This window comes from Mesorhizobium cantuariense, from assembly GCF_042647205.1.
Lineage (GTDB): Bacteria > Pseudomonadota > Alphaproteobacteria > Rhizobiales > Rhizobiaceae > Mesorhizobium > Mesorhizobium cantuariense.
This window is the reverse complement of record NZ_JBHRVD010000001.1, coordinates 1,235,082-1,256,700: the sequence shown is the minus strand read 5'-3', so window position 1 is coordinate 1,256,700 and position 21,619 is coordinate 1,235,082. Positions and strand designations below refer to the sequence as shown.

The 21,619-nt window shown below is 63.1% G+C and carries 20 protein-coding genes; 11 read left to right on the top strand and 9 right to left on the bottom strand.

Annotated elements, in window-relative coordinates:
* A complete protein-coding gene (locus ACFOJ9_RS05975) occupies positions 1-891 on the top strand; it encodes a sugar phosphate isomerase/epimerase family protein (RefSeq protein WP_378977604.1) in 891 nt (296 codons plus the stop codon).
* Entirely contained in the window at positions 888-1,958 is a 1,071-nt protein-coding gene (locus ACFOJ9_RS05970) for an ABC transporter ATP-binding protein (RefSeq protein WP_378977602.1), read from the top strand. The genes ACFOJ9_RS05975 and ACFOJ9_RS05970 overlap by 4 nt, the downstream gene beginning before the upstream one ends.
* Before the next feature lie 538 nt (positions 1,959-2,496).
* Here ACFOJ9_RS05970 and ACFOJ9_RS05965 read toward each other — a convergent pair.
* The 7 genes from ACFOJ9_RS05965 to bglB all read right to left on the bottom strand — a co-directional run bounded on the left by ACFOJ9_RS05965 (position 2,497) and on the right by bglB (position 11,462).
* A complete protein-coding gene (locus ACFOJ9_RS05965) occupies positions 2,497-3,585 on the bottom strand; it encodes an ABC transporter ATP-binding protein (RefSeq protein WP_378977600.1) in 1,089 nt (362 codons plus the stop codon).
* Positions 3,586-3,593: 8 nt separating this feature from the next.
* Complete coding sequence (locus ACFOJ9_RS05960) at positions 3,594-4,646, bottom strand: carbohydrate ABC transporter permease (RefSeq protein ID WP_378977598.1); 1,053 nt, start codon at positions 4,644-4,646, stop codon at positions 3,594-3,596.
* Positions 4,643-5,665, bottom strand: a complete 1,023-nt coding sequence (locus tag ACFOJ9_RS05955) for a carbohydrate ABC transporter permease (RefSeq protein WP_378977596.1) — start codon at positions 5,663-5,665, stop codon at positions 4,643-4,645. Before ACFOJ9_RS05955 ends, ACFOJ9_RS05960 begins: the two co-directional genes overlap by 4 nt.
* Positions 5,662-6,930, bottom strand: a complete 1,269-nt coding sequence (locus ACFOJ9_RS05950) for an ABC transporter substrate-binding protein (protein ID WP_378977594.1) — start codon at positions 6,928-6,930, stop codon at positions 5,662-5,664. The genes ACFOJ9_RS05955 and ACFOJ9_RS05950 overlap by 4 nt, the downstream gene beginning before the upstream one ends.
* 85 nt (positions 6,931-7,015) lie before the next feature.
* A complete protein-coding gene (locus ACFOJ9_RS05945; RefSeq protein WP_378977592.1) occupies positions 7,016-9,535 on the bottom strand; it encodes a hypothetical protein in 2,520 nt (839 codons plus the stop codon).
* On the bottom strand, positions 9,532-10,365 hold the full coding sequence (kduI, locus tag ACFOJ9_RS05940) for a 5-dehydro-4-deoxy-D-glucuronate isomerase (protein ID WP_378977590.1): 834 nt from the start codon (positions 10,363-10,365) through the stop codon (positions 9,532-9,534). The genes ACFOJ9_RS05945 and kduI overlap by 4 nt, the downstream gene beginning before the upstream one ends.
* On the bottom strand, positions 10,362-11,462 hold the full coding sequence (gene bglB / locus ACFOJ9_RS05935) for a beta-galactosidase BglB (RefSeq protein WP_378977588.1): 1,101 nt from the start codon (positions 11,460-11,462) through the stop codon (positions 10,362-10,364). Before bglB ends, kduI begins: the two co-directional genes overlap by 4 nt.
* Positions 11,463-11,567: 105 nt before the next feature.
* Between bglB and ACFOJ9_RS05930 the strand changes: the two genes are divergently transcribed.
* Positions 11,568-12,614 (top strand): LacI family DNA-binding transcriptional regulator, encoded by a 1,047-nt coding sequence (locus tag ACFOJ9_RS05930; protein ID WP_378977586.1) that lies wholly within the window; start codon positions 11,568-11,570, stop codon positions 12,612-12,614.
* A gap of 2 nt (positions 12,615-12,616) precedes the next feature.
* Here the strand turns inward: ACFOJ9_RS05930 and ACFOJ9_RS05925 are convergent, their stop codons facing one another.
* Both ACFOJ9_RS05925 and ACFOJ9_RS05920 read right to left on the bottom strand, forming a co-directional pair.
* The gene (locus tag ACFOJ9_RS05925; RefSeq protein WP_378977584.1) at positions 12,617-13,099 is read right to left on the bottom strand and encodes a flavin reductase family protein; all 483 of its coding nucleotides are present in this window, start codon (positions 13,097-13,099) and stop codon (positions 12,617-12,619) included.
* On the bottom strand, positions 13,099-14,256 hold the full coding sequence (locus ACFOJ9_RS05920) for an LLM class flavin-dependent oxidoreductase (RefSeq protein ID WP_378977582.1): 1,158 nt from the start codon (positions 14,254-14,256) through the stop codon (positions 13,099-13,101). The genes ACFOJ9_RS05925 and ACFOJ9_RS05920 overlap by 1 nt, the downstream gene beginning before the upstream one ends.
* A 171-nt stretch (positions 14,257-14,427) precedes the next feature.
* Between ACFOJ9_RS05920 and ACFOJ9_RS05915 the strand changes: the two genes are divergently transcribed.
* From ACFOJ9_RS05915 to ACFOJ9_RS05880, 8 genes are all read left to right on the top strand, one after another.
* Positions 14,428-15,123, top strand: a complete 696-nt coding sequence (locus ACFOJ9_RS05915; RefSeq protein WP_378987590.1) for a GntR family transcriptional regulator — start codon at positions 14,428-14,430, stop codon at positions 15,121-15,123.
* Between the two features lie 15 nt (positions 15,124-15,138).
* Entirely contained in the window at positions 15,139-16,254 is a 1,116-nt protein-coding gene (locus tag ACFOJ9_RS05910; protein ID WP_378977580.1) for a Gfo/Idh/MocA family protein, read from the top strand.
* Positions 16,255-16,584: 330 nt separating this feature from the next.
* A complete protein-coding gene (locus ACFOJ9_RS05905) occupies positions 16,585-16,935 on the top strand; it encodes a helix-turn-helix transcriptional regulator (protein WP_378977578.1) in 351 nt (116 codons plus the stop codon).
* Positions 16,936-17,174: 239 nt separating this feature from the next.
* Positions 17,175-17,408: a hypothetical protein gene (locus tag ACFOJ9_RS05900; protein ID WP_378977576.1), complete on the top strand. Its 234-nt coding sequence runs from the start codon at positions 17,175-17,177 to the stop codon at positions 17,406-17,408.
* A 145-nt stretch (positions 17,409-17,553) separates the two neighbouring features.
* The gene (locus ACFOJ9_RS05895; RefSeq protein ID WP_378977574.1) at positions 17,554-19,221 is read left to right on the top strand and encodes a hypothetical protein; all 1,668 of its coding nucleotides are present in this window, start codon (positions 17,554-17,556) and stop codon (positions 19,219-19,221) included.
* Positions 19,196-20,431, top strand: coding sequence for a PAN domain-containing protein (locus ACFOJ9_RS05890; RefSeq protein WP_378977572.1), 1,236 nt, complete (start codon positions 19,196-19,198; stop codon positions 20,429-20,431). The genes ACFOJ9_RS05895 and ACFOJ9_RS05890 overlap by 26 nt, the downstream gene beginning before the upstream one ends.
* Before the next feature lie 48 nt (positions 20,432-20,479).
* Positions 20,480-21,043 carry a thermonuclease family protein gene (locus tag ACFOJ9_RS05885; protein ID WP_378977570.1) on the top strand — a complete coding sequence of 188 codons (564 nt, stop codon included), beginning with the start codon at positions 20,480-20,482 and terminating at the stop codon, positions 21,041-21,043.
* 89 nt (positions 21,044-21,132) lie between these two features.
* Positions 21,133-21,615 (top strand): hypothetical protein, encoded by a 483-nt coding sequence (locus ACFOJ9_RS05880; RefSeq protein ID WP_378977568.1) that lies wholly within the window; start codon positions 21,133-21,135, stop codon positions 21,613-21,615.
* Positions 21,616-21,619 lie beyond the last annotated feature (4 nt).

Genomic DNA, 21,619 nt, shown 5'->3' with positions numbered 1-21,619 from the left:
ATGCGGCTTCTTCTGCACACCATGGCCACCCCCGAGCTGACGCCGGTGCAGGCGCTCGACCGGGCAATGGAATTGCGACTCGACGGCCTCGACCTGATCTGCCAGGCCGGCTATCGCTGTGCCATTGCCCCCGACGCAAGCTTGTCGGAAGCGCGCGCACTACGCGCCGAGGCGGAGCGGCGCGGCGTCGCGATCGCGGCGCTGACGCCTTACGAAAAAAGGATCAATAGCCCCGACCCGCACCAGCGCGCCGAAGCCGTGACAGCACTGTGCCACGCTGTCGATCTCGCCGAAGCGCTCGGCGCGGCGAGTTTGCGCATTCTGGCCGGCGAGGCTGTCGCAGATCGGGAGTGGCAGGACCGCGCCGCGCCGATGATCGAGGTGCTGCGCGCGGTCAGTCGCCATGCCGCTGGCAAGGGGATTGCCCTCAACATCGAGAACCACGACGGCACCATGGCCGATAGCGCACACCGCAGCGCCGAGATCTGGCGCCGGGTCAGCGCCGGCAATGTCGGGATCGTCTATGACCCCGCCAATCTCATCCGCGACGGCAAGGAGGGATTTCCCGAGAGCTTGGACCTGCAGCGGCAAGCAATCGGGCTGGTCCATGTCAAGGATTACCGCTTCACCGGCGATGTCACCCCAAGTGCGGCGAACGAGGCCGGCCGCCGGTCGGTTCCGGTCGGCGATGGCGACATTCCGTGGGCCGGCATCATCCATGCGCTGCGCGATGCCGGATACGCCGGCGACTTCAGCTTCGAATATGAAATGCGCTGGGTGCCGGAGCAGTTGCCGCCAACCCGCATCGGCGTGGCCAGATCGCGCGCCCACCTTCTGGCCATTTTCGGTCTTTGGCCGGCGCCGCAAACCGAGGAGCAAGCACCATCATGAGTTCACTGACGATCAGAGAGGTCAGCAAATCATTCGGTACCGCCTCCGTGTTGCGCAAGATCAACGTCGATATCGAGGACGGTGAATTCGTCATCCTGGTCGGCCCGTCAGGCTGCGGCAAGTCGACCTTGCTACGGATGATCGCCGGTCTCGAAAAGACCACCAGCGGCGAAATCAGCATCGGCTCCCGCATGGTCAACGATCTGCCGGCTAAAGCGCGCGACATCGCCATGGTATTCCAGAACTATGCGCTCTACCCGCATATGAATGTCGCCGAGAACATGGCTTTTTCGCTCAAGCTGAAAGGCGCGGGCAAGGACGAGATCAAGCGCAAGGTTGATCGCGCCGCCGAAATCCTCGGGCTTGGCGCGCTTCTCGACCGCTATCCGCGGCAGCTTTCCGGCGGCCAGCGCCAGCGCGTGGCCATGGGCCGGGCCATCGTGCGCGATCCTCGCATCTTCCTGTTTGACGAACCGCTCTCCAATCTCGACGCCAAGCTGCGGGTGCAGATGCGCACCGAGATCAAGGCGCTGCACCAGCGGCTGAAGTCGACGATCGTCTATGTCACCCATGACCAGATCGAGGCCATGACGATGGCCGACAAGATCGTCGTCATGCACAACGGAACCATCGAGCAAATCGGAGCGCCGCTCGATGTCTACGATCGGCCGGCGAACCTGTTCGTCGCCCAGTTCATCGGCAGTCCGGCCATGAACATGTTCAGGGGCAGACTGGCCGCGGATGGCAGGCCCGGCGTCGAAACCACGGAAGGGATCAGACTGCCGATAACCCACGCGCCGGCCGGTGCCCAGGGACGCCACGTCGTATACGGCGTGCGTCCCGAACACATCGCACTCGACCCCGACGGACTGGCGGCGGAGATTGTTGTCGTCGAACCGACCGGACCCGAAACGCAGGTGACGCTTCGCATCGGCGTCGCCGAATGCGTGGCCATTTTCCGTGAGCGGATAATGGCCGGCCCTGGCGACACCATCTTCGTCAAACCGGATTCAAAGCTCTGCCACCTTTTCGACGCCGAGACCGGCGAACGGCTAACCATGCAATAATTTGAGCACTGCACGACGCTGACTGGGGCGGCCGACGCGACATTCGAACTTGAGGAACAGCGGCAGCGCTCTCTCGCTGTCATCGCTCCCCGGAAGGGAGGCGCGAATGGGGGTTCGAGTCCACGTTTTGGGCCAATTGAAAAAATATAAAGAAATCAATATATTAGGCTGGTATTTTGGTGGGCCCGGAGGGTGTAAGACTCCCGAGGAAAATCAATGGCTTAGCGGATGGTTAGCCAACCCATATCCTTCGTATCGTCTCGTATGGTCTGGCGAACCCGAGGATCAGTAGGACGACTAGTTTTTCAATGCAACGGCATTTCTCTTTCCTACAAGGGGTTCGGTGAGCGACCATAAGGGGTATGAGCGCGGCTGGTTTTGGACAGGCTCGTCGTTCACCGCGAACCCGAGAGCGGCCATCTCGAAACGCCGGCCATGCGCGCTGCCGTGGCCAGCTTCTTTCGCAAGCACCTTGCCGTCTAGGCAAATCCAGGAAAGTGCGTAGCGGTTTTCCGTCCGGAATTGCGCAAAATGACAGTCAGAGCGAAGGCGCCCGCAGCCCGGCGGAATCGAACAGGTGCATCCGTTCCGGGTTGAGCCGCAGGCTGATCTTGTTGCTGCCGGAATCGATGCCTTGCCGGTTCAGCACCGCGACCATCTTCTCGTCACTGGCGATGGTGGCATGAACAACCGTCTCGGGCCCCAAAGCCTCGACCAGCGTGACTTGCGCATCGACGCTGCCCGGACCGCCTGGCGAAATGTCGACGTCATGCGGGCGGATGCCGAGCGTCGCATAGTCTCCCGGCTTCAGGGCAGCGCCATTGACCGCTATCACCGCCGCCAGTCCGCCCGGGCCTTCCACCGCGACTTCGGTCGCGCTGGCCGAACGCACCTTCACCGACAGCAGGTTCATGCGCGGCGCGCCGATGAAGCCGGCGACGAACAGGTTCGCCGGCGCGTTGTAGAGGTCGAGCGGCTGGCCGACCTGCTCGATCTTTCCGGCGCGCATCACCACGATGCGATCGGCCAGCGTCATCGCCTCGACCTGGTCATGGGTGACGTAGACCATCGTGGTCGCCAGCCGCTTGTGCAGGGCCGCCAGTTCGGCGCGCGTCGAAATGCGCAGTTCGGCATCGAGATTGGACAGTGGCTCGTCGAGCAGGAAGGCGGTCGGGTTGCGCACCACCGCGCGGCCGATCGCCACGCGCTGCTTCTGTCCGCCTGACAGCTGGCCCGGCCGGCGGTCAAGATAGGGCGCGATTTCCAGCATGCGCGCCGCTTCCGTGATGCGCGCATCGATCTCGGCCTTCGGCATGCGGATGTTTTCCAGTCCGAAGGCAAGGTTCTGGCGCACGCTCATATGCGGGTAGAGCGCATAGGACTGGAACACCATGGCCAGTCCGCGCTGCGCCGCCGAAACCTCGGTGACGTCGGCGCCGTCTATCTCGATCCTGCCGGCGGTCGGCCGGTCGAGCCCGGCAATCAGCCGCAGCAGCGTGGACTTGCCGCAGCCCGATGGGCCGACAAGCACCAGCATCTCGCCGTCGGCGACGTCGAGATTGATGCCGTGCAGGATCTTCACCTTGCCGTAGGCGCGATCGATATCGGTCAGCGTTATCCGTCCCATGGCGGCCCTCACTTCAGCCCGGTGCCGGCGATGCCGGAGGTGATGTAACGCTGCAGGAAAACGAAGACGAGGACGACAGGGATCATCGTCACCACGGTCATCGCCAGTATGTAGTGCCATTGCACGTTGAGCTGGCCGGCATAGGTGTTGAGGCCAACCTGCAGCGTGTAGAGTTCCTTGCGCGACAGCACCACCAGCGGCCACAGAAAATCGTTCCAGCGCCAGACCACCGAGAAGATCGCCAGCACAGCGAGCGCGGGTGCGGCCAGCGGCAGCACGATGCGCCAGTAGATCTGCCATTCCGACGCATTGTCCATGCGCGCCGCGTCGAGCAGTTCGTCCGGTATGGTCAGCATATACTGGCGCAGCAGGAAGACGCCGGTCGGCGTCGCCACGGTCGGCAGGATTACACCCCACAATGAATCGAGCAGGCCGACGGCGCTGACCACCGAATAAAGCGGCACCAGGATGACCGACAGCGGCACCATCAGCGTGCCGACGATCAGGATCATCGTAAAATCGCGACCGCGAAACTTGTATTTCGACAGGGCGAACGCCGCCATCGAATTGGTCAGCAGCGTGATTAGCGTCGCCATCGCGGTGACGAAAACCGAATTGCGGAGATAGCGCAGGAAGTCGAAATGGACGAAGGGCTCGGTGTAGTTCCCGGTCGCGAAGCCGATTTGGCGTACCGGCTGGCGGTCGGCGATATTGACCTTGAGGATGTCCTTCGGCGCCTTAGGATCGACCATCTGTGCCACGATGCCGACGCGGCGCACCTCGGCCATGACCCTGGTCGAACCGTCCGGCAACTTCACCGAGTAGAGAGGGAGCGGCTTGTCGTAGCCTTCGACGCTGGCTTGCTGGCTGACATAGGGCAGAATGGTCGGCGGGAACTCGGCAAGCTGCGCCGGCGTCTTGAACGAAGAGCCGACCAGCCAGACGGCCGGGCCGAACATGATGACCAAACCGCCGACGAGCCACAGCCAGCTGACGATATCCGTCCAGTGCCAGGAACGGCCACCGCGCCGGCGGGTCAGGAATGTCGTGACGCCGCTCATTGGCGCGCCCCTTTGCGTTCGCCCCGGCGCCCGACCTGCAGCTGCAGCAAGGTCAGCACGACCAGCACCAGTCCCATCAGAATGGACGCCGCCGAAGCCAGCCCCGGATTGCGCAGCAGCGAGGCGAAGCCGATCTCGTAGATGTACTGTGTGAGGTAGAGGGTCGAGGTTCCCGGTCCGCCGCCGGTCAGCACATAGACCTCGTCGAAGATCTGCACGGCGCGGATCAGCGCCAACACGATGACGACAAGCAGGTTCGGCATCAACAGCGGCAGCGTAATGCGCCAGAACACCCGCGCCGGCCTGGTGCCGTCCATCTCGGCCGCCTCGTAAAGATCGCGCGGGATCGCCTGCAAGCCGGCAAGCAGGATGAGCGTGTAGAAACCCATATGGGCCCAGACCGAAACGCTGACGGCGGCGGTGAATGCCCAGAAGCGGTCGGTCAGCCAGTTGTAGGGCTCGCCGCCGAGATCGTGCACGATCAGGTTGAGCAGCCCCTGGCGTTGCAGGATCCAGCGCCAGATCAGGCCGGTAACGACCGGCGACAGCAGCACCGGAAAGAAGAACACCGCGCGCCAGAACGAGCGTCCGACGATCTCGCGGTTGAGGATCAGCGCGGTTGCGATCGACACCACCGTCATCAGTGCCACCTGCACGACGACGAACAGGCCGGTATTGTGCACCGCCTTCCAGAAAAGGTCCTCGCGGCAGGTGGCCGTATCCAGGTAGTTGCTACAGTCGAGCAGCCGCTGATACTGCTCCAGCCCGACATAGGAGCGGTCCTGCAGGAAATAGGCCGTACCCGACGTCGCCGAATAGAAGAAGTTGATAACTAGCGGCACTAGCACGAAGATGCCGAAGATCGCCATGTTCGGGGCAAGGAAGAACGCAGCCATACCGCCTGTGCCCGTTGCGCGCTGCCAGGCTTTGAGCGGCACGTTGACGACGGATGCAAGCCAGATGACCGGCGCCGCAAGCGCGGCGCCAGCCCATGCCTTGAGTGTCGCGGCGGCGCTCACTTGGCCTCGGCGACCTTGTCGGCGATATCCTGGTCGATCTTGGCCCAGGCAGCGTCGAGCGTGAGCTCGCCGGCCATCACCTGGCTGACGCGGGTCACCAGCGCGGCGAAATAGGCATTAGACCATTTCCACGGCGGCAAAGCATCGGCCGCGGGCAAGGTCTCACCCGCCGCCTTGACGAATGTGTCGAGCGCCGGACCGACATTCTTGTCGGCCGAGCCCCATTTCAGTCCGCCTTTCGCGATAACGCCGTTGTGCGCCGGCAGGAACAGCGTGCGCTCGCTGAACTCCTTGACGATGTTTTCGCTGGCCAAGTAATCCATTACTTTGGCGACGTCCTTGGGATTCTTGGTGTATTTGATGGCGACAAGGGCGGCGCCGCCTTTCACGCCCGAGCACCCGGCGGGGCCGCAGGGCGAGCCAGTCGCCACCCAGTCGAAACTGTCGCCGATCTTGGTCGACAGATTGGCGACCTGCCAACTGCCCGAGTAATAGAACGGGATCTGCGCGTTGATGAAATCATCGGCAGCCGCGCGGTAGGTCGAGCCCGCCGCCGAGACCCAGGTATCCTTCAGCATCAGGCCCTTGGCCGTCCAGTCGACGAGCTTGCCAACGAACGCCTTGGTGCCGTCATCCACTTTCGCCGGTTTGCCGTCGGCGCCGATATAGTTCGCGCCATAGGAGACGTTGGCGCCCGAAATGCGGTGGCCGGAGCGGTCGATGGCAAAGGCAGCCGGAAGCTGCTGGCTCTTCGCCACTTGCGCGGCGGCTTTGATCCAGTCGTCCCAGGTCGCCTTGTCGCCGGGCAGCGCCACGCCGGCCTGTTCGAACAGCGTCTTGTTGGCGAAGCCGCCGGTCAAGGTGAGCTGAGTCATGAAGCCGGTAATGGCTTTCGAGCCGTCCGGGCGCATCCAGTCCAGCGTGTCGCCGAAATTCTCGTCCCAGTATTTCGGGTCCGCCACCAGCGGTCGGAGATCGAGCCAATGCTGGGCAAGCTCCTTGATGTTGGTGACGCGAGCGATATCCGGGCCCTGACCGGCTTCGAGCTGGATCGGCAGCTGCTCCTGAATCACCTTGTAGGCGACATTGTCGAGGGTGACATGGATGTCGGGATTGTCCTTCATGAAGCGGTTCAGAAGGTCCTGGATGACGTCGCCTTCGACGCCGTCCGAATACCACATGATGCGCACGTCGCCGGCAAACGCGCTGGTCGATGCGAGTAGGCTGACCGATATCGCGGCCAGCAAGGTGCGGGTCTTGGTCATGCTTCGTCTCCTCCTTTGTCGGGGGCTGCGCCCCTACCATTCAAGCCGCCCGCCCTCTCCTCTCGAGGACGCGGCCTGATCCTCCCTATTGCTTGTGCCTCATGCGCATCGCCTCGCCACGCACGGTCCAGCCGGCCGGATCGAGTGTCCGTCCCTCAGCCATGATCCTCGCGTCGGCGAGGAAACGCACGGTGCCGTATTCCGGATCCTCAACGATCAGTTCGCCATCCGCGCCCGACCGCACCGCCAGGTCCGTAAATGCGGCCGCCCAGGCATCGAGTGTCGCCTGACCGGCGTGCCGGTCGCCGAGGCGTATGATCCACGTCGTCCTGCGCCCGGGCGCCCGCAATTCGTTGCCCGCTGTCGGACCGCCCTTGACCTCGACCAGCGGCACATCCGTCTTCAGCATGGCGAAGGCCTCGCCCGATTGCGCGAACGCCCGATGGCCATCCACCTTCGCGGCGTCGAAGACATCGGCCGGAAACCAGGCGTGCGTGAAGTCGGGCTGTTCGTCCGAACAGATGAAGCAAACGACGGCAAGGTCGCGATATTGGTGAACCCTCGGCAAGGTGCCGGAGCCGCCCCAATAGGACGGCCTGCCATAACCCGACTGCAGCACTTCGCCCGGATGGTTGATCCAGATCTGCGCATCCGGATTGTTGCCCAGCCGGGCGTGAATAACGGTCTCCTGGTATCCCCATTGGTTCCAGCGATAGCCGGCTGCACTGCCCATCGCATGGTCGCGCGTCTTGTGGTGGTAGAGCCGGGCGAAGCGGTCTTGGCCCTGTGCGAAACTCCACTCCCACGCCGTATCGTCAGCGACGGAAGCAATCGCCTCCAGTTCGTGGGGAACACTCAGGCCGTGATCGCGCAGGCACAGCGCCAACTGCGGCAAGGCATGAAAGCGCACGCCGTAATTGCCCTTGCCCCAGACCATGCGGCAGATGCCCGATAGTTCGAGAGACCGGGCAGCGCGCAACGTGTGCTCGTAGGAGCGCCCTTGCGCGCCGGTCAGCATGCCGTGATGGGCCGAGCGGGCGACGATCTCCAGCAGGCGTATCACCGCCTTGCCGGCCCGTTCGGCGATGTCCTTGTCCGGCGCCAGCGCGTAGAGCGCGCACAGGCCCTTGAGGTCGATCGGGAAATAGGGCGCCGAGTTGAACTCGGCCATCTCCCATGCCTCGAAATGGTCGAGCCACGCCCGCACCCGCCCGGCCCCGACGGCAGACTGCTCGAGGCCCAGGCGGCCCGACCGTACGAAGCGAGCCTCTGGCAAAATCCCGCCGGCGAGATAGGCAGCGGTGTGGAAGAGCAGCGCGTGGTTCTCGGAAAAATACCACTGGACGTCGTTGCCGGGCTCGTCCATCCAGTAGCGGTAGCCGAGGATGGCGCTGTCGACACGCGCGCGCAGTCCAGCCTCAAGCCGATCGCCATATGCGCCACGACACCACAGCAGCGGCACCAGGATGAAGTCCGCGCAGTCGTGACAATCCTCGATCGCCGGCAGCGCGCGGGAGATCATGGCGTCGGTCTCGGCGCCCTCCTGCCCTTTTGCCAGCCGCGCCAAGGCGCGCACCGTGTCGGCCTCGGCATGGGCAGCCACCTCGCTCAGTGCTTCATCAATGCGCGCGGCAAGCGTGTCCGGTGCCATACCTTGACGGCGTGCGTGGCAGATCTCAACCCCGAAGACGCGCGATGCGGCATGGCCGTCGACCGTCAGCGTCACCTTGAAATGGCGAAAGTCGGCCGGCAACCGCTCCGTATCGGCGATGGGCAGACGGGTCCGGCCGGCGGGCAGTTCGAAAGCGAAGCGCACCGGCGTCTCGATCGACATGAAGTCGCCCTCGATCTCGACCGCGACCTCGGCATCGCACGGCAGCGCCACGCCAGTCACCAGCGCCACCTCGCCGCCATCATAGGCGGGGCGTTCGAAGCGCATGTCGGCGAGCGCCGCTTCCATCGCGTCGGCGGCTGCGCTCACGACCTCGATCGGCAGCGCGATCGAGACGGCTGGACCCCAGAGATAGTCGAGCTGGAAGTAGTAGCGGGCGTCGCGCTCGGCGAGGTCGTCGAACCAGATGCGGATATCGTTTCGCCCGGCCTTGAGCGCGACCTTGAGATCCTCGGCACTTTCCAGATTGCGGCCATAGGGCGCCATCCAGCCGGCCTCGTCACCATTGACGAAGAGCACGGCGCCGCCGCATGTGCGCAGCCGCAGCAGCACCTCCCCGGCCGACACTGCTTCGATGATCGTTTCGGCCCAGGTTCCGAGGACGGTCGGTCGGAACCAGAAGCCCGACAGGTCGACACGCGGCGAGGCGAAGGGCAGCCAGATACGCCCGGCGTCGAATTCGGAACTGACCTGGGGATGCTTGCCGCGGCGCTCCGCTGCGAACTCCGTGCGGCAGGGATATTCGTGCGGGATGAAATTCTTGTGCTTGGTCAGGAAGAAGAAGGGGTCCATCTCGCCCTTCATCGGCTGGTCGGCCACGTCGTAGCGCTGCTCGGCGATTGACCCGAGCCGCCAGTAGACGACCGGCTGTCCCGTCGCCAGCGGCCGGCGCAGCGTAAAGTCGGTTCGGACACTTTGGGCAGCCACACTCATCGCAAATCCTTCACGGCAACCGGGTCGACATCGGTGTAGGCCTGGTTCTCGCCGGTCATGCCCCAGACGAAGGCGTAGGGGCCGGTGCCGGCGCCCATATGGATAGACCAGGCCGGAGACAGGACGACGTCACCGTCGGCGACCATCAGATGGCGGGTGTTGTCAGGCTGGCCCATCAGATGGACGACGCGGTCAGCCGCGGCGAGGTCGAAATAGCAATAGGCCTCCATGCGCCGCTCATGCAGATGCGGCGGCATGGTGTTCCAGACGCTGGCCGGCGCGAGGTCGGTGATGCCCATCAGCAGCAGGCATGACGGCGCGACCTCGGGATGGATATACATGCGCAGCGTGCGCTTGTTGGCGCGCGCCACCTCGCCCAGCAGCAGCGACTTGGCCTCGCCCCTGGCGATCAGACGATGCGGGATGTCGGCGCCGGCCGGCACCGAGTTCATGTAGAAACGCGCCGGCTGCTCCGGATCGTCGCTCTCCAGCATCACCTCGCGCGCGCCGCGCCCGACATAGACGGCGTCGCGGCTGGCGACGGCGAAGCGGGCGCCGTCGACAGTGACGGTGCCGCTGCCGCCGAGATTGGCGATGCCCATCTCGCGTGCCGTGAAGAACAGTTCCGTACCGACATCGGCGCCGTTGCCGAACAGCAGCGGGTTGGCCAGCGGCACCGCGCCGCCGACAATCATGCGGTCGATATGGGTGTAGGCGAATTCGATCGCGCCCGGCCGAAACAGGCCCTCGACCAAGAATTCGGCCCTCAGCCGCTCGGTATCCATGCCGGCAATATCAGCTGGCGATGCGCCGTAAAGCGTCCGCATCATGCCGTCTCCACCTTCGCCTGCAGGCGCAGCGAGCCCTCGGTCAGGCACAATATGGCCAGCGCCTGGCCGTAGCCGGTCGGATGGATCGGGATGTCGCGATAGAACTGCAGATCGTGACCCATGCGCGTGCCGTAGGAGACGTTGGCCACCATTCCCTCACGATCGATGTTCGCGACCACCGCCGCCAGCGCACGCAGGCCTGCGGCTTCGCACTGTGCCGGCCCGATCCCAAGCCTTGCCGCCTTCATCAGCCCATAACCGAAGCCGGCCGTGGCCGAGATCTCTTCATAGGAGGTCGGATCGTCGAGCAATGTATGCCATGCGCCCGACTTCGCCTGCATTTCCAGCAGCGCCGCGACCTGCGTCTCCAGCATGCCGAGCAGATGGGCTTTTACCGAAGGCGTAATCTCGGCGAACTCCACGAGGTCGAGAATGCCGACCGTGATCCAGGCATTGCCCCGCGCCCACAGCGCCCGAGCGAAATTGTGCCGGCCTTCGAACGTCCAGCCGTGGAACCACAGCCCCGACGCCGGATCGCCGAGATAGCGCGCATGGACGAGGAACTGTCGTTCCGCCTCCTCGACGAAGCGCCGCTCACCGGCGGCCTGGCCGAAGGATGCGAGAAACAGCGCCACCATGAACAGCGTGTCGTCCCACAATTCGCCGTCGTTGACGCGGTCCGAGACATCGTGCTGGAAGCCGCCTTCGGGCGTCCGCGGCATGGTGGTTGCGAGCTGCTCGGCCCAGTCGCGCAAGACAGGTTCGAAACGCGGCTGGCGCCGGCGCCGCCACAATTCGCTTAGCGCCAGCAAAGGCGCGGTGGTGTTGACGTTCATCGCCGGCAGCCCGGCGGCGATGCGCCGGTCGTACCAGGCCTCGATCGTCCGCAGCAGCTGCTCGTCGCCGGTCTGCGCCCACAGCCGCACTAGCCCGTAGAGCCCGACGCCTTGCGGCCATTCCCAACTGTCGAAACTGACATAGTCGCCCGGTGTGCCGTCGAGATTGGGCTCGTCGAACCGCCCGTCATGACGCAGGCCGGTCATGCCAGCCACGAGACTGGCGAGCGCTGAATTCAGGCGTTCGGGCGACAGCGGCATCACTCCTCCGGGTTTTTCCGCTTCCGTCAGAACTGTCCCACATGCATTTTTCTTGCGCAATCTGAAAATTTTTTGCAGGATTGAGCAATATTGCTGGAGAGGCACATGACAGTCCAAGGCAAAAGGGGCCGCCCCAGCCGCCGCATTCGACTCGAGGAGATCGCGGCGCGCTGCGGTGTCTCGGTCAGCACCGCCTCGCGGGCGCTGAGCGGTGTCGGCGGCGTGCGCGAAGAACTGCGCACCACGATCATCGAGACGGCGAAATCGATGAACTACGCCATCCCGGCCTCGGTCGCCGGCCGCAAAGTGATCCTGGCCGCAAGCAGTGTGGCCATGGTCGACAGCGCCCGCAGCCAGTTCACCTACCACGTGCTTGACGGGCTCAACGAACGCGCCCGACTGCTGGGTGTCGAGCTGGTGACCCGGCCGGTCTCGACGCCAGAGGATGAAATCGCGCTGCTGCGCGAGTCCGAGCGCGACGACAGCGTCGCCGGCTGTCTGTTCCTGACGCTGGATGATGACGATGTGCTGACGCTGACGGCCGGATTCTCCAAGCCGATCGTGCTCGTCAACGGTGACGATCCCTCGATGCGCCATTCCTCGGTCACACCCTGCAACCGCTCCGCCGCCATGCTTGCCGCGCAACATCTCATCGGCCTTGGCCACCGCCGCATCCTGTTCCTCATGCGGCGCGGCCGGCGTACCATCGAGCGCCGCTACGAAGGCTGGCGCGATGCGTTGGTGGCCAGCGGCGCGGCCGGCTTCGAGGATCTCGTGGTCGAGGTGCAGGATTGGCTGCCCGAACTTGCCAGCAAGGCAGTGAAGGAGCGCATCGCCGCGCGCGGTCTCGACTTCACCGCCGTGCTGACAGCCGGCGACAGCCTGGCCTTCGGCGCCATCGCCGGCGTCCAGGAGGCCGGCTATTCGGTGCCGTCCGATGTCTCGGTCGTCGGCATGGACGATTTGCCGCTGGCGGCCTTCTGCAGCCCGCCGCTGACGGCGATGCACATTCCCATGCGCGAGATCGGCTCGGCGGCACTCAGCCTGCTGCTCGACGACATGGCTCATTCGGGGCTGCCGCGCCGCGTCGAGCTTGCCTGCAATCTGGTGGTGCGCCAGTCGACGGCGCCAGCCCGGAGCGGCGCCGGCTGACATCACCCTGCACCTTGAGCCTGCGACGTGCCGCCGGCAAACAGCAGCGGCGAACCGTCCTGCGTCTCCAGTTCCAGCACGCGCCCCAGCAGGATCATGTGATCGCCGGCCGGGAAGCGGTCGGCGACGCTGCATTCGAACCGCGCCAGCGCCCGCGGCAGCAGCGGTACCCCATGAGCGTTCCAGGCGAGGTCGAGACCGGCAAAGTCGGAGCCGGATTTCGAGAAGCGCCAGCACAGATCGGCCTGATCCTGCGCCAGCACGTGGATGGCGTAGTGGGCGGCGCTGGCAAAAGCATCGAAGCGGCGTGAGTGGCGCCCGATCGACCACAGCACCAAAGGCGGATCGAGTGACACCGACGAGAAGCTGTTGGCGGTGATGGCAAGCGGCCCGCCGGCCGTGCCGGCGGTGACCACCGTGACACCGGTGGCGAAGCGCCCGAACGCGTTGCGCAGACTGCCGAGATCAAACACGACATGTTCCATCAGTGCCGCTCCCCGGTTCCCAACGGCGTGGCCGGCATCTCGTCCGGCACCCGGCCATAGGCATGCGGCAGCGAACAGGTCTTGAGCTGTGGCAGCACCTTGGTGCCGAAATGCCGCGCCTCATCGAGATGCGGATAGCCGGAGAAGATGAAGGCGCGGATGCCCATTTTCATGTACCCCTCGATTTCCGACAGGACCTGATCGGCCGAGCCCACCAGCGCCGCGCCGCAGCCCGAGCGGGCACGACCGACACCGGTCCACAGATGCGGCTCGACATAGCCTTCCACATCGGCAAGTTCCCGGTTCCTGGCCTGGTGCGACACGCCCAGCGATCGGGCATCGAGCGCCCGCTCGCGGATCGCCCTGCCCTGCTCGTCATCCAGTTTTGAAACCAGTTCGCGCGCATACTCCTTTGCCTCGGCCTCGGTATCGCGCACGATCATGTGGATGCGCAGGCCGTAGTCGAGCGTCCGCCCGTGCCGCGCGGCGCGCTCATGCACGGCCTTCATGCGCCCGGCGAGTTCTTCCCTGGTCTCCGGCCACATCAGGTAGACGTCGCACTGCTCGGCGCAAAGCTCCAACGCATCCGGCGAATAACCGCCGAAATAAAGCAGCGGGCCGCCGTTCTGCTGATAGGGCTTCGCCGGTGCCGTCGAGACCCCTTTGAAACGATAGATCTCACCCTCGAAATCGATGCTGTCCCGTGTCCAGGCCTGGCGCAGGATCTGTACCACCTCGCGCGAGCGCTGGTAGCGGTAGGCGCTGTCGGCTGTCTCGCCGGGAAAATCCGACGAGATGACGTTCAGCGTCAGCCGGCCTTCCAGCATATGGTCCAGCGTGGCAACCGTACGCGCCAGCATGATGGGCTGCATCTCGCCGCAGCGCACGGCCGCCAGCAGATTGATCTTCGACGTGATCGGCGCGCTGCCGGCGACGAAGCTCAGCGTGTCCTGCCCGACCTGATAGGACGACGGACACAGAATGTTGCGGAAGCCGAGTTCCTCGCACGCTTTGACGATCGAGGAGCAATGCGCCCAGTTCGAGCGCAGCGCGCCGTCCGGCACGCCGAGATAGCGGTAATCGTCCGAGCAGAGCGCGGCGAACCAGGAGACTTCGGCAGCGTCGAGATCCGGCGAGGTGATGGGGACGATGGTCATGGCCGCTCCTGGAACAAGGTCGCTGGCTTGGGCTCTGCGAATGAGGCTTGCGTAACATCTGGTTTCATGTAGATCAATACTGTATCAATTCCAGGCAGCGGCCGGAGGACGGATCACTTGAGAAGGGGGATGCAGTTGACCAGAGCCGACCCGGGCCATCGATCCAGCCAGATGCGCGGCCCCCTGCCCGTGCACCTGCAGATCAGCGAAATGCTGATCCGCGAAATCGCCGCCGGCCGCCTGGCCGACGGCGCGCGGCTACCGACCGAGCGCGAAATGGCGCAAAGCCTGGGGATCGCCGTCGGCACGCTCAGGCGCGCCCTTGCCGACCTGACCGAGAAAGGCTTGCTCGATCGCATCCAAGGATCGGGCAATTATGTACGGGCGAGCGGCGACCTGCTCGGGGTCTATGCCTTCTTCCGGCTGGAGCGCATCGACGGCGGCGGGCTGCCGACCGCCGAGGTGCTGTCGGTCGAGCGCCTGCACAAGCCTGCCGACCTGCCGGAATTCGGCAGCGCGCACGAAGCCCACCGCGTCCGACGGCTGCGGCGGCTCGATGGCGATCCGGCCGCCGTCGAGGAGATTTGGCTCGACGCCAGCCGTGCCGACCAGCTCGACAGCGAAGACCTGTCGGAATCGCTCTATCTCCACTACCGGCTGGCGCTCGGCTTCTCGATCGCGCGTGCCGAGGATCACATTGCTGTAGCAACGGTGCCCGACTGGACCCCCGCCGATTTCGGGCCGCCGCCGGGGACGGTCGTAGGATTCATCGAACGCATCGCCTGGGCCGGCGACGGAGCCAGTGTGGAATATTCCCGTACATGGTTCGATCCCGGCCTAGCGCGCTACGTGACGCGTTTCAGATAATTTGGAAGGAAGGACGTGAGCAAATCATCGATCGGCTACGGCATCGTCGGCTGCGGCATGATGGGCCGCGAGCACATCCGCAACATCGCCCTGTTGCCGGACGCGCATGTCGCTGCGATCTTCGAGCCTGATCCCAGCATGTTGGCGGCAGCACTGGCGTTGGCGCCGGATGCCCGGCCGGCAGGGGCGGTCGCCGAGCTGCTGGCCATGGACGGGGTCGACTGCGTTCTGATCGCCAGCCCCAACCACCGCCACCTTGCCCAGTTGGAGGAGATCGCTGAACGACGGCCGCTGCCCGTGCTGGTGGAAAAGCCGCTGTTCACCGACGCCGCCGACGAAAAGCGGATCGCCGCGTTGAAGGCCAAGCTTCCGCTTGTCTGGGTGGCGATGGAATACCGCTACATGCCGCCCGTCGCAGCCTTCCTTGAACAAGCCGGCGACGCCACCGGCGGCATCCGCATGCTGACCATTCGTGAGCACCGCTTTCCCTTTCTGGCCAAGGTCGGCGACTGGAACCGCTTCAACCGCAACACCGGGGGCACCTTCGTCGAGAAGTGCTGCCACTTCTTCGATCTGATGCGGCTGATTCTCAAATCAGATCCCGTCCGCGTGATGGCGAGCGCAGGACAGGCGGTGAACCATCTCGACGAACACTACGGCGGCGAAATGCCCGACATTCTCGATCATGGTTATGTCCTCATCGACTTCGCCAGCGGCGCGCGCGCCATGCTGGAACTCTGCATGTTCGCCGAGGGCAGCCGCTACCAGGAGGAGCTCAGCGCCGTCGGCGGCAACGGAAAGATCGAATGTCGGGTGCCGGGACCCGGGCGCTTCTGGCCACAGCATCTGGGCGCCACCCCCGTGCCGGAGCTCATCATCAGCCCGCGCAATCCGCCGGGATCGCGCCTGCTGGAGATTCCGGTCGACCCGCAGTTGCTTGCGGCCGGCGATCACAACGGCTCGACCTATTTCGAACACGCCCGCTTCGTCGCCGCGGTGCGCGGACAAGGCAAGGTGGAGGTGACCCTGCAGGACGGTTGGTGGGCCGTCGTCATGGGCCTCGCAGCTCAAAAATCGGCCCGCGGAGGTCGTACCATTAACCTCGCCGGTGAATTCGCGTTGCCAACTTAGGGAGTGCTGCCCCGGCAAGATGGCGGCCAGCGGCCACCATCGTTTCGGAATTCATTATGTGCCTGTGGAGAACGAAAAGCGAGCCCGACGGCGAGCGGATGGTATGCGCATGGCGGGGCTAAAGTAACCGGTCGTGCGAAGTTCGGATTGGCAAGGCCGAATATCACTTCGGAGACCTGCAGGCTGCAGTTATTCGGGAACTCCACCGGGCAAGTCTTGCCGCGGAGCCGTGGTGTAGCGGAAAAGCGCTGCTACATCGGGCCGGCGCGCACAGCAACAACATCGGCGATCTCTTCCACCGTCACATAAATCCGAACTGGCGGGAACTCATTGAGTATCGTCACCTCGGGAGTACCGCCTGTTCGTAGCGCCGCGCGAATAGCAGGCGTCAGACCTGCGTCCGATCTGCGTCAGGGGACACTGACGGGGGTGCACGGGCACGTTCTCCAGCGAACGACATCGCAAGAGGAGAAACATCATGTCCCCCATCTCACGCAGATTGAACTGGCCGATCGTTGGCGCCTGAGCGAGCGTACATTGGAGCGGTGGAGGTGGCGCAAGACGGGTCCGAGTTACATCAAAATTGGCGGCAAGGTTGTCTATGCGATTACTGATGTGGAGGCATATGAACGCCGGCGCCGCGCCGAGACCCATTCGTCGATCATCGGCTCGTGGGAGTGACCGGCGGTGTCGTCCACGTGTAAAGACCAGGCAACGCAGTCAGTCTCTCACCCGGCCGATGTCACCATGCTTCCCGGCAGTTTTGACGTCTCGGGGTATACGGCGAGCGCGATCGACCTCCAAGTTCAGAGTTGTCGCCCGCTACGCCGTCTCGATCTCGCTGGGGCTTGTGATCGCAGAACTCGCCTTCTCGTCGGGGAGGCAAGCATGAGCGCAATTTGGATTGCGGCAAGTGCATCATGATGGCCACCGCGGTTGCAAAAGCGCTCGGCGGAACTGTGATTGGTCCGCACCGCATCGTCGCACCGGGCCCGGGCCACTCGCGCGCAGACAGGTCGATGTCGGTGTTGCTCGATTCTAACGCTGCCGACGGTTTCCTGGTCAACAGTTTTGCAGACGACGACTGGCGCATCTGCCGTGACCATGTCCGGCAAATGCTGGGCATTCCGGAGACAATGCGCCAAACGAAATAAATCAGTCTAGCACACGCAACAACTTCGTTGCCGGCCCTCCGGCTATTCACCCTGTTCCAAGTTACGCCGTATCCAGCCGTAAATTTTGCTGCAAACACCAGCTTCGCATGTCAAGATGGGCTTGGGTAAGGGTGGGGATTTGTAAATGTACACGGCAATGAGCCAGAAACTGGCGAGCTATGGCCAGTGGACGTATCGCGGTGCGTGGGCACTTGAAATCGTTGCGGCGATCATCGGTCTAGCAACCGGCATCGCTCTGAGTTACCGCGGCTTTGTTGCCAACGAGGCGGCGGACTCAATGGACCTTGTCCTTGCGAGTGCCCCCTTCTTTATGATCGCGATTGCTGAGCTGACGAAAATTCCAATCGCCACGCTTCTGTTCGGCGCCTCGTGGATCTGGAAACCTGTTATCCTGGCGTTTTTACTCGTATTGGCCGGCATCACGTTTGAGACAGTTCTACTCGGATTGGAGCGTGCCAGCACAATGCGCGAGGTGCAGTATGCCAACTTCGCCAACCAAACCAAAGCACTCCAGCAAGAGCTCGGGAATCTCAAGGCGGCAGCCGAAAGTTTGCGAAACACTGACGACGAGGCGAAGGCCCGGAGCGATCTGGAGCAGCTAAGTGGATTGGCTGACACCGAGCGCGACAAATTGCGTGCACGGATAACTGAGGTTGACGAAGAGCTTCAGGCCGCAACCACCCTTTCGCCTGCGGCGGCGAGAGCCAAAGAACTTCTCGAGGAGAAACAAGCAGCGCTAAGCGCGCTGGTGGAACGGCGCGATCGAGAGATCAAGGACGCGGTGGAGCAGTTCGAGCGACAGCGGGATAGCTACGTTGATCGCATAAAGAGCGCGCGCGAAACGGGCGACCTTGCATCAGTCCAGCGCAACGAAGAAGGGCTGAACAAGTTAACTAATCCGCGGCTCAAAAAAGAGGCCGAATTCGCGCCGAAATTGGCCGAAATGGAGCTTGCAGTCGCCGCAGCCCGCGCTGAATATGAGAAACTGCGACAAGCCAGTCCCCCGATGACTCTCCAAGACAAACAACGCCTTGAGGCTAGGCGCAACGATCTGGAGAAGTTGTACGACGGCACCGCTGCCGATTGGGATCGTAAGCTTGACGAGGCACGTACTGCGCTAGCGGCCGCTCAGGAAGCCGCAAATCGCAAGTCGGAAACGCTCGCCAAGAACCAGCAGCGGCAAGAGGCCATCGCGACGGAACTCAGCCGCCTGGAAACAGAGCGCCTCCCAGTTGCTCGCAACGATCAGATCCGTAGGCTGGCAGCTCGCTGGTACGGGTTGAAGCCAGAAGACGTTACAGACGCTCAGGCTGGCACGGTATCGACGATCTGGTTCGCCTCGCTTGCATTCATCGCGGCATTAGCGGGGCCGATCACGGCGATGGTCGCGCTGGCCCTGCAACGTATCGGCGCCCAACCTGAAGTCCGGCGTGACAGCAAACTCTCGCGTTTGCTACGCCGAATGCTGCTACGCTGGCGTTGGCGCCGTGTCCGGAAGGTACCCATGCAGGTGCCGGTCGACAGAGAAGTCGAGAGGCGCGTCGAAGTTCCTGTCGAAGTCGAGAAAGTCGTCAAAGAGATCCTCTATGTTCCCATCCTTACTGACGACCCGGAAGCGTTGCGCCGGGCATTGGATCGGGAACTGCCCCCGGAAGTAATCGATCTGGTGAAGATTTCTGCAAAAGGGCAGTACGACCAACTAGAGAAAGACTTGGAAGGAGAACTGAAATTAGACCTTGACCAGGCGGCAACGAGGGCGAAACGGGGTGGTAGACGTGCTCGTACGACATAACACCAAGCTGCTCGAACAGGCGATCGATCTGCAGATCAAGCGGTCGGCCATTCCAACTCTGCAGGCAGAAGCAGCAGCGCACGACAAGATCGCTCGCGCCAATGCATTTCGGCGAATGGCTAGCGGCGCTGCTATCGCAATGGCCGCCATTGGAATCGGTGTGGGTGTATGGCTGGTCTTTGATCGCGACCCAACGGTGACCCAACAGGAGCCGCCGGTGGCTCAAAACCAACCGTCAAAGACAAACGAGAACCAGCCAACGGAGACGAAGAAATCAGAAGACAGAATTCCGGGTGGCGAGACAATCGCGCAGGGAGGAAAGACCGACAAGCCGAAGTCGCCGCCAATCGACCAGCGAACGTTGCCGCCGGCAGACCCAGCCAATCCAGATACGTTCGATTTCGTAAAGTTCGCCTATCGCCAAGTGACCTACGCTGGCAGCACTTGGCAACTTGAGTCAGGTCATCATTTTGACAGTGAGAAAGCTCCAACTTGGAACACGGCTTGGTGCTACACGCGGAGGCTGGCAAATACCGGAGTCGAGGTTCAGGTAAGTCTTGTCAACAGATCCTCACCTACATCGAAGCCGCAGGCACCGGTGTCTTCAACCGAGACACTCGCATCGGTTGGCCTTGACGACAATTCGGCGCGAGAACTCGCCAGCCGTTGCCTCTGGCTCGACAAGGTCAGTTTCGCGCCAAGCGATTTCGACATGGACCATGAACGGAAAGAAGCAGCTGCCGCGGCCGAAGAACTGTCCGTGCAGCAGGACGGATGGGACGCGATCGGAAACGATTTGCCGGGTATGCCCGCCTGGAATGTCTCGTTTGAAAAGTGCCAAGCCCAATGCGAAGCAGATCGCCGCTGCTTAGCACTCACCTACGACAAGAAACATGCCGCCTGTTTCATGAAGAGTAACGGGTCAATTTTGGTTAGAAGTCCTGACGCAGTGATGGCGGCGAAGGGAGCAATCAAAGCGAATCTCCAGTACTCCACCCTCGTTTTCGGCAAGGACACGGTAGTCGTTGGGGGCGCTTACGCGAACGTGCGGAGCGGCTATGCCGACTGCGTATTGGCCTGCGCCGCTGATCAGAGATGTCTAGGCTTCAACTTTGACGGTCCGAACAAGATGTGCGCCATGCTCGACAACGTGACCTCATCGTCTCCCTTCAAGGGCGTGACCTCGGGCGTTAAGGAGACCCGCAGTTGAATTGGCACCGGCCCGAAAGCTGCGCAGAGAACGGAGCCATGACCGACAATGACTAGAACATCCGTCACTGAGGAGCTTGAAAGAGCTGCCGATGTGTCGCTGTCGAATCTACAGATCATCCTTCGACACGCGGCATCGATACTCTTGTCCGCCGCCCTGCTCACTGTAGCCCAGCCAGCCACGGCCAAACCGATGGTTGGGGTTCCGTCTGTCGTAGACGGCGACACGATCGAAATCCATGGGCAGCGAATTCGTCTCAATGGTATCGACGCCCCCGAGAGAGCTCAACTCTGCCTGGACGCGGGCAGAAAGAACTATCGTTGTGGACAAAAGGCGTCCCTCGCCCTAGCGGACTTCCTAAACGCTCATCGTCCGATTTCGTGCATTGAGGTCGACCGAGACCAGTTCAGGCGCATGGTTGCCGTTTGCACGGCGGGAGGTGTTGATATTGGGGAGTGGATGGTTCGGAAGGGCTACGCGCTTGACTGGCCGAAATACAGTGACGGATTCTATGTCCGGGCTCAAACTGAAGCCAAAGCGGCAAAACGCGGCATGTGGGCCCGGTCGTTCGAAAGACCTTGGGAGTGGCGAAAACAGATGACGGCGCAATAGCCTACTTGTGCAAATAGCTCTGCCCCCATCCCTGCCCTGCCCGGCGGGAGCATTCGACTTCTTAGCCTTTCGGGATATCGGTGTCAGAAATGCGGCCGTACGTCGGTCGTGAAATCCGCGTGCTCGACTACTATGAGGCGGTCCGCCAGCCACTGGCAGCCCATCTCGAATGGCTGCGATCGAAGGGCTACGGCAATGCGGAGTGCTTTCTGCCGCATGACGGCTCGCAGGAGGACGCGATCTCCGCCATCCGCTTCGAGGACCATGTCTGCTCCGCCGGGTTCGATGTCACTACCGTTCCCAACCAGGGCAAGGGCGCAGCGCTCAAGCGCGTAGAAGCGGGTCGCCCGCTGTTTCCGGCTTTCTGGTTTAACGAGGCGACGTGCTCGCCTGGTCTTGATGCACTGGGCTGGTACTACGAGAAGCATGATGAGGCTCGCAACCCGGGACTTGGCCCAGAGCACGACTGGTCAAGTCATGGCGCCGATGCGTTCGGCTTGATTTGCGTAGCTTACGAAATACCGCGAAAGCCGCCCGTCTATCCGAAGCGCGATATGAGTTGGGTGGTTTAAGACC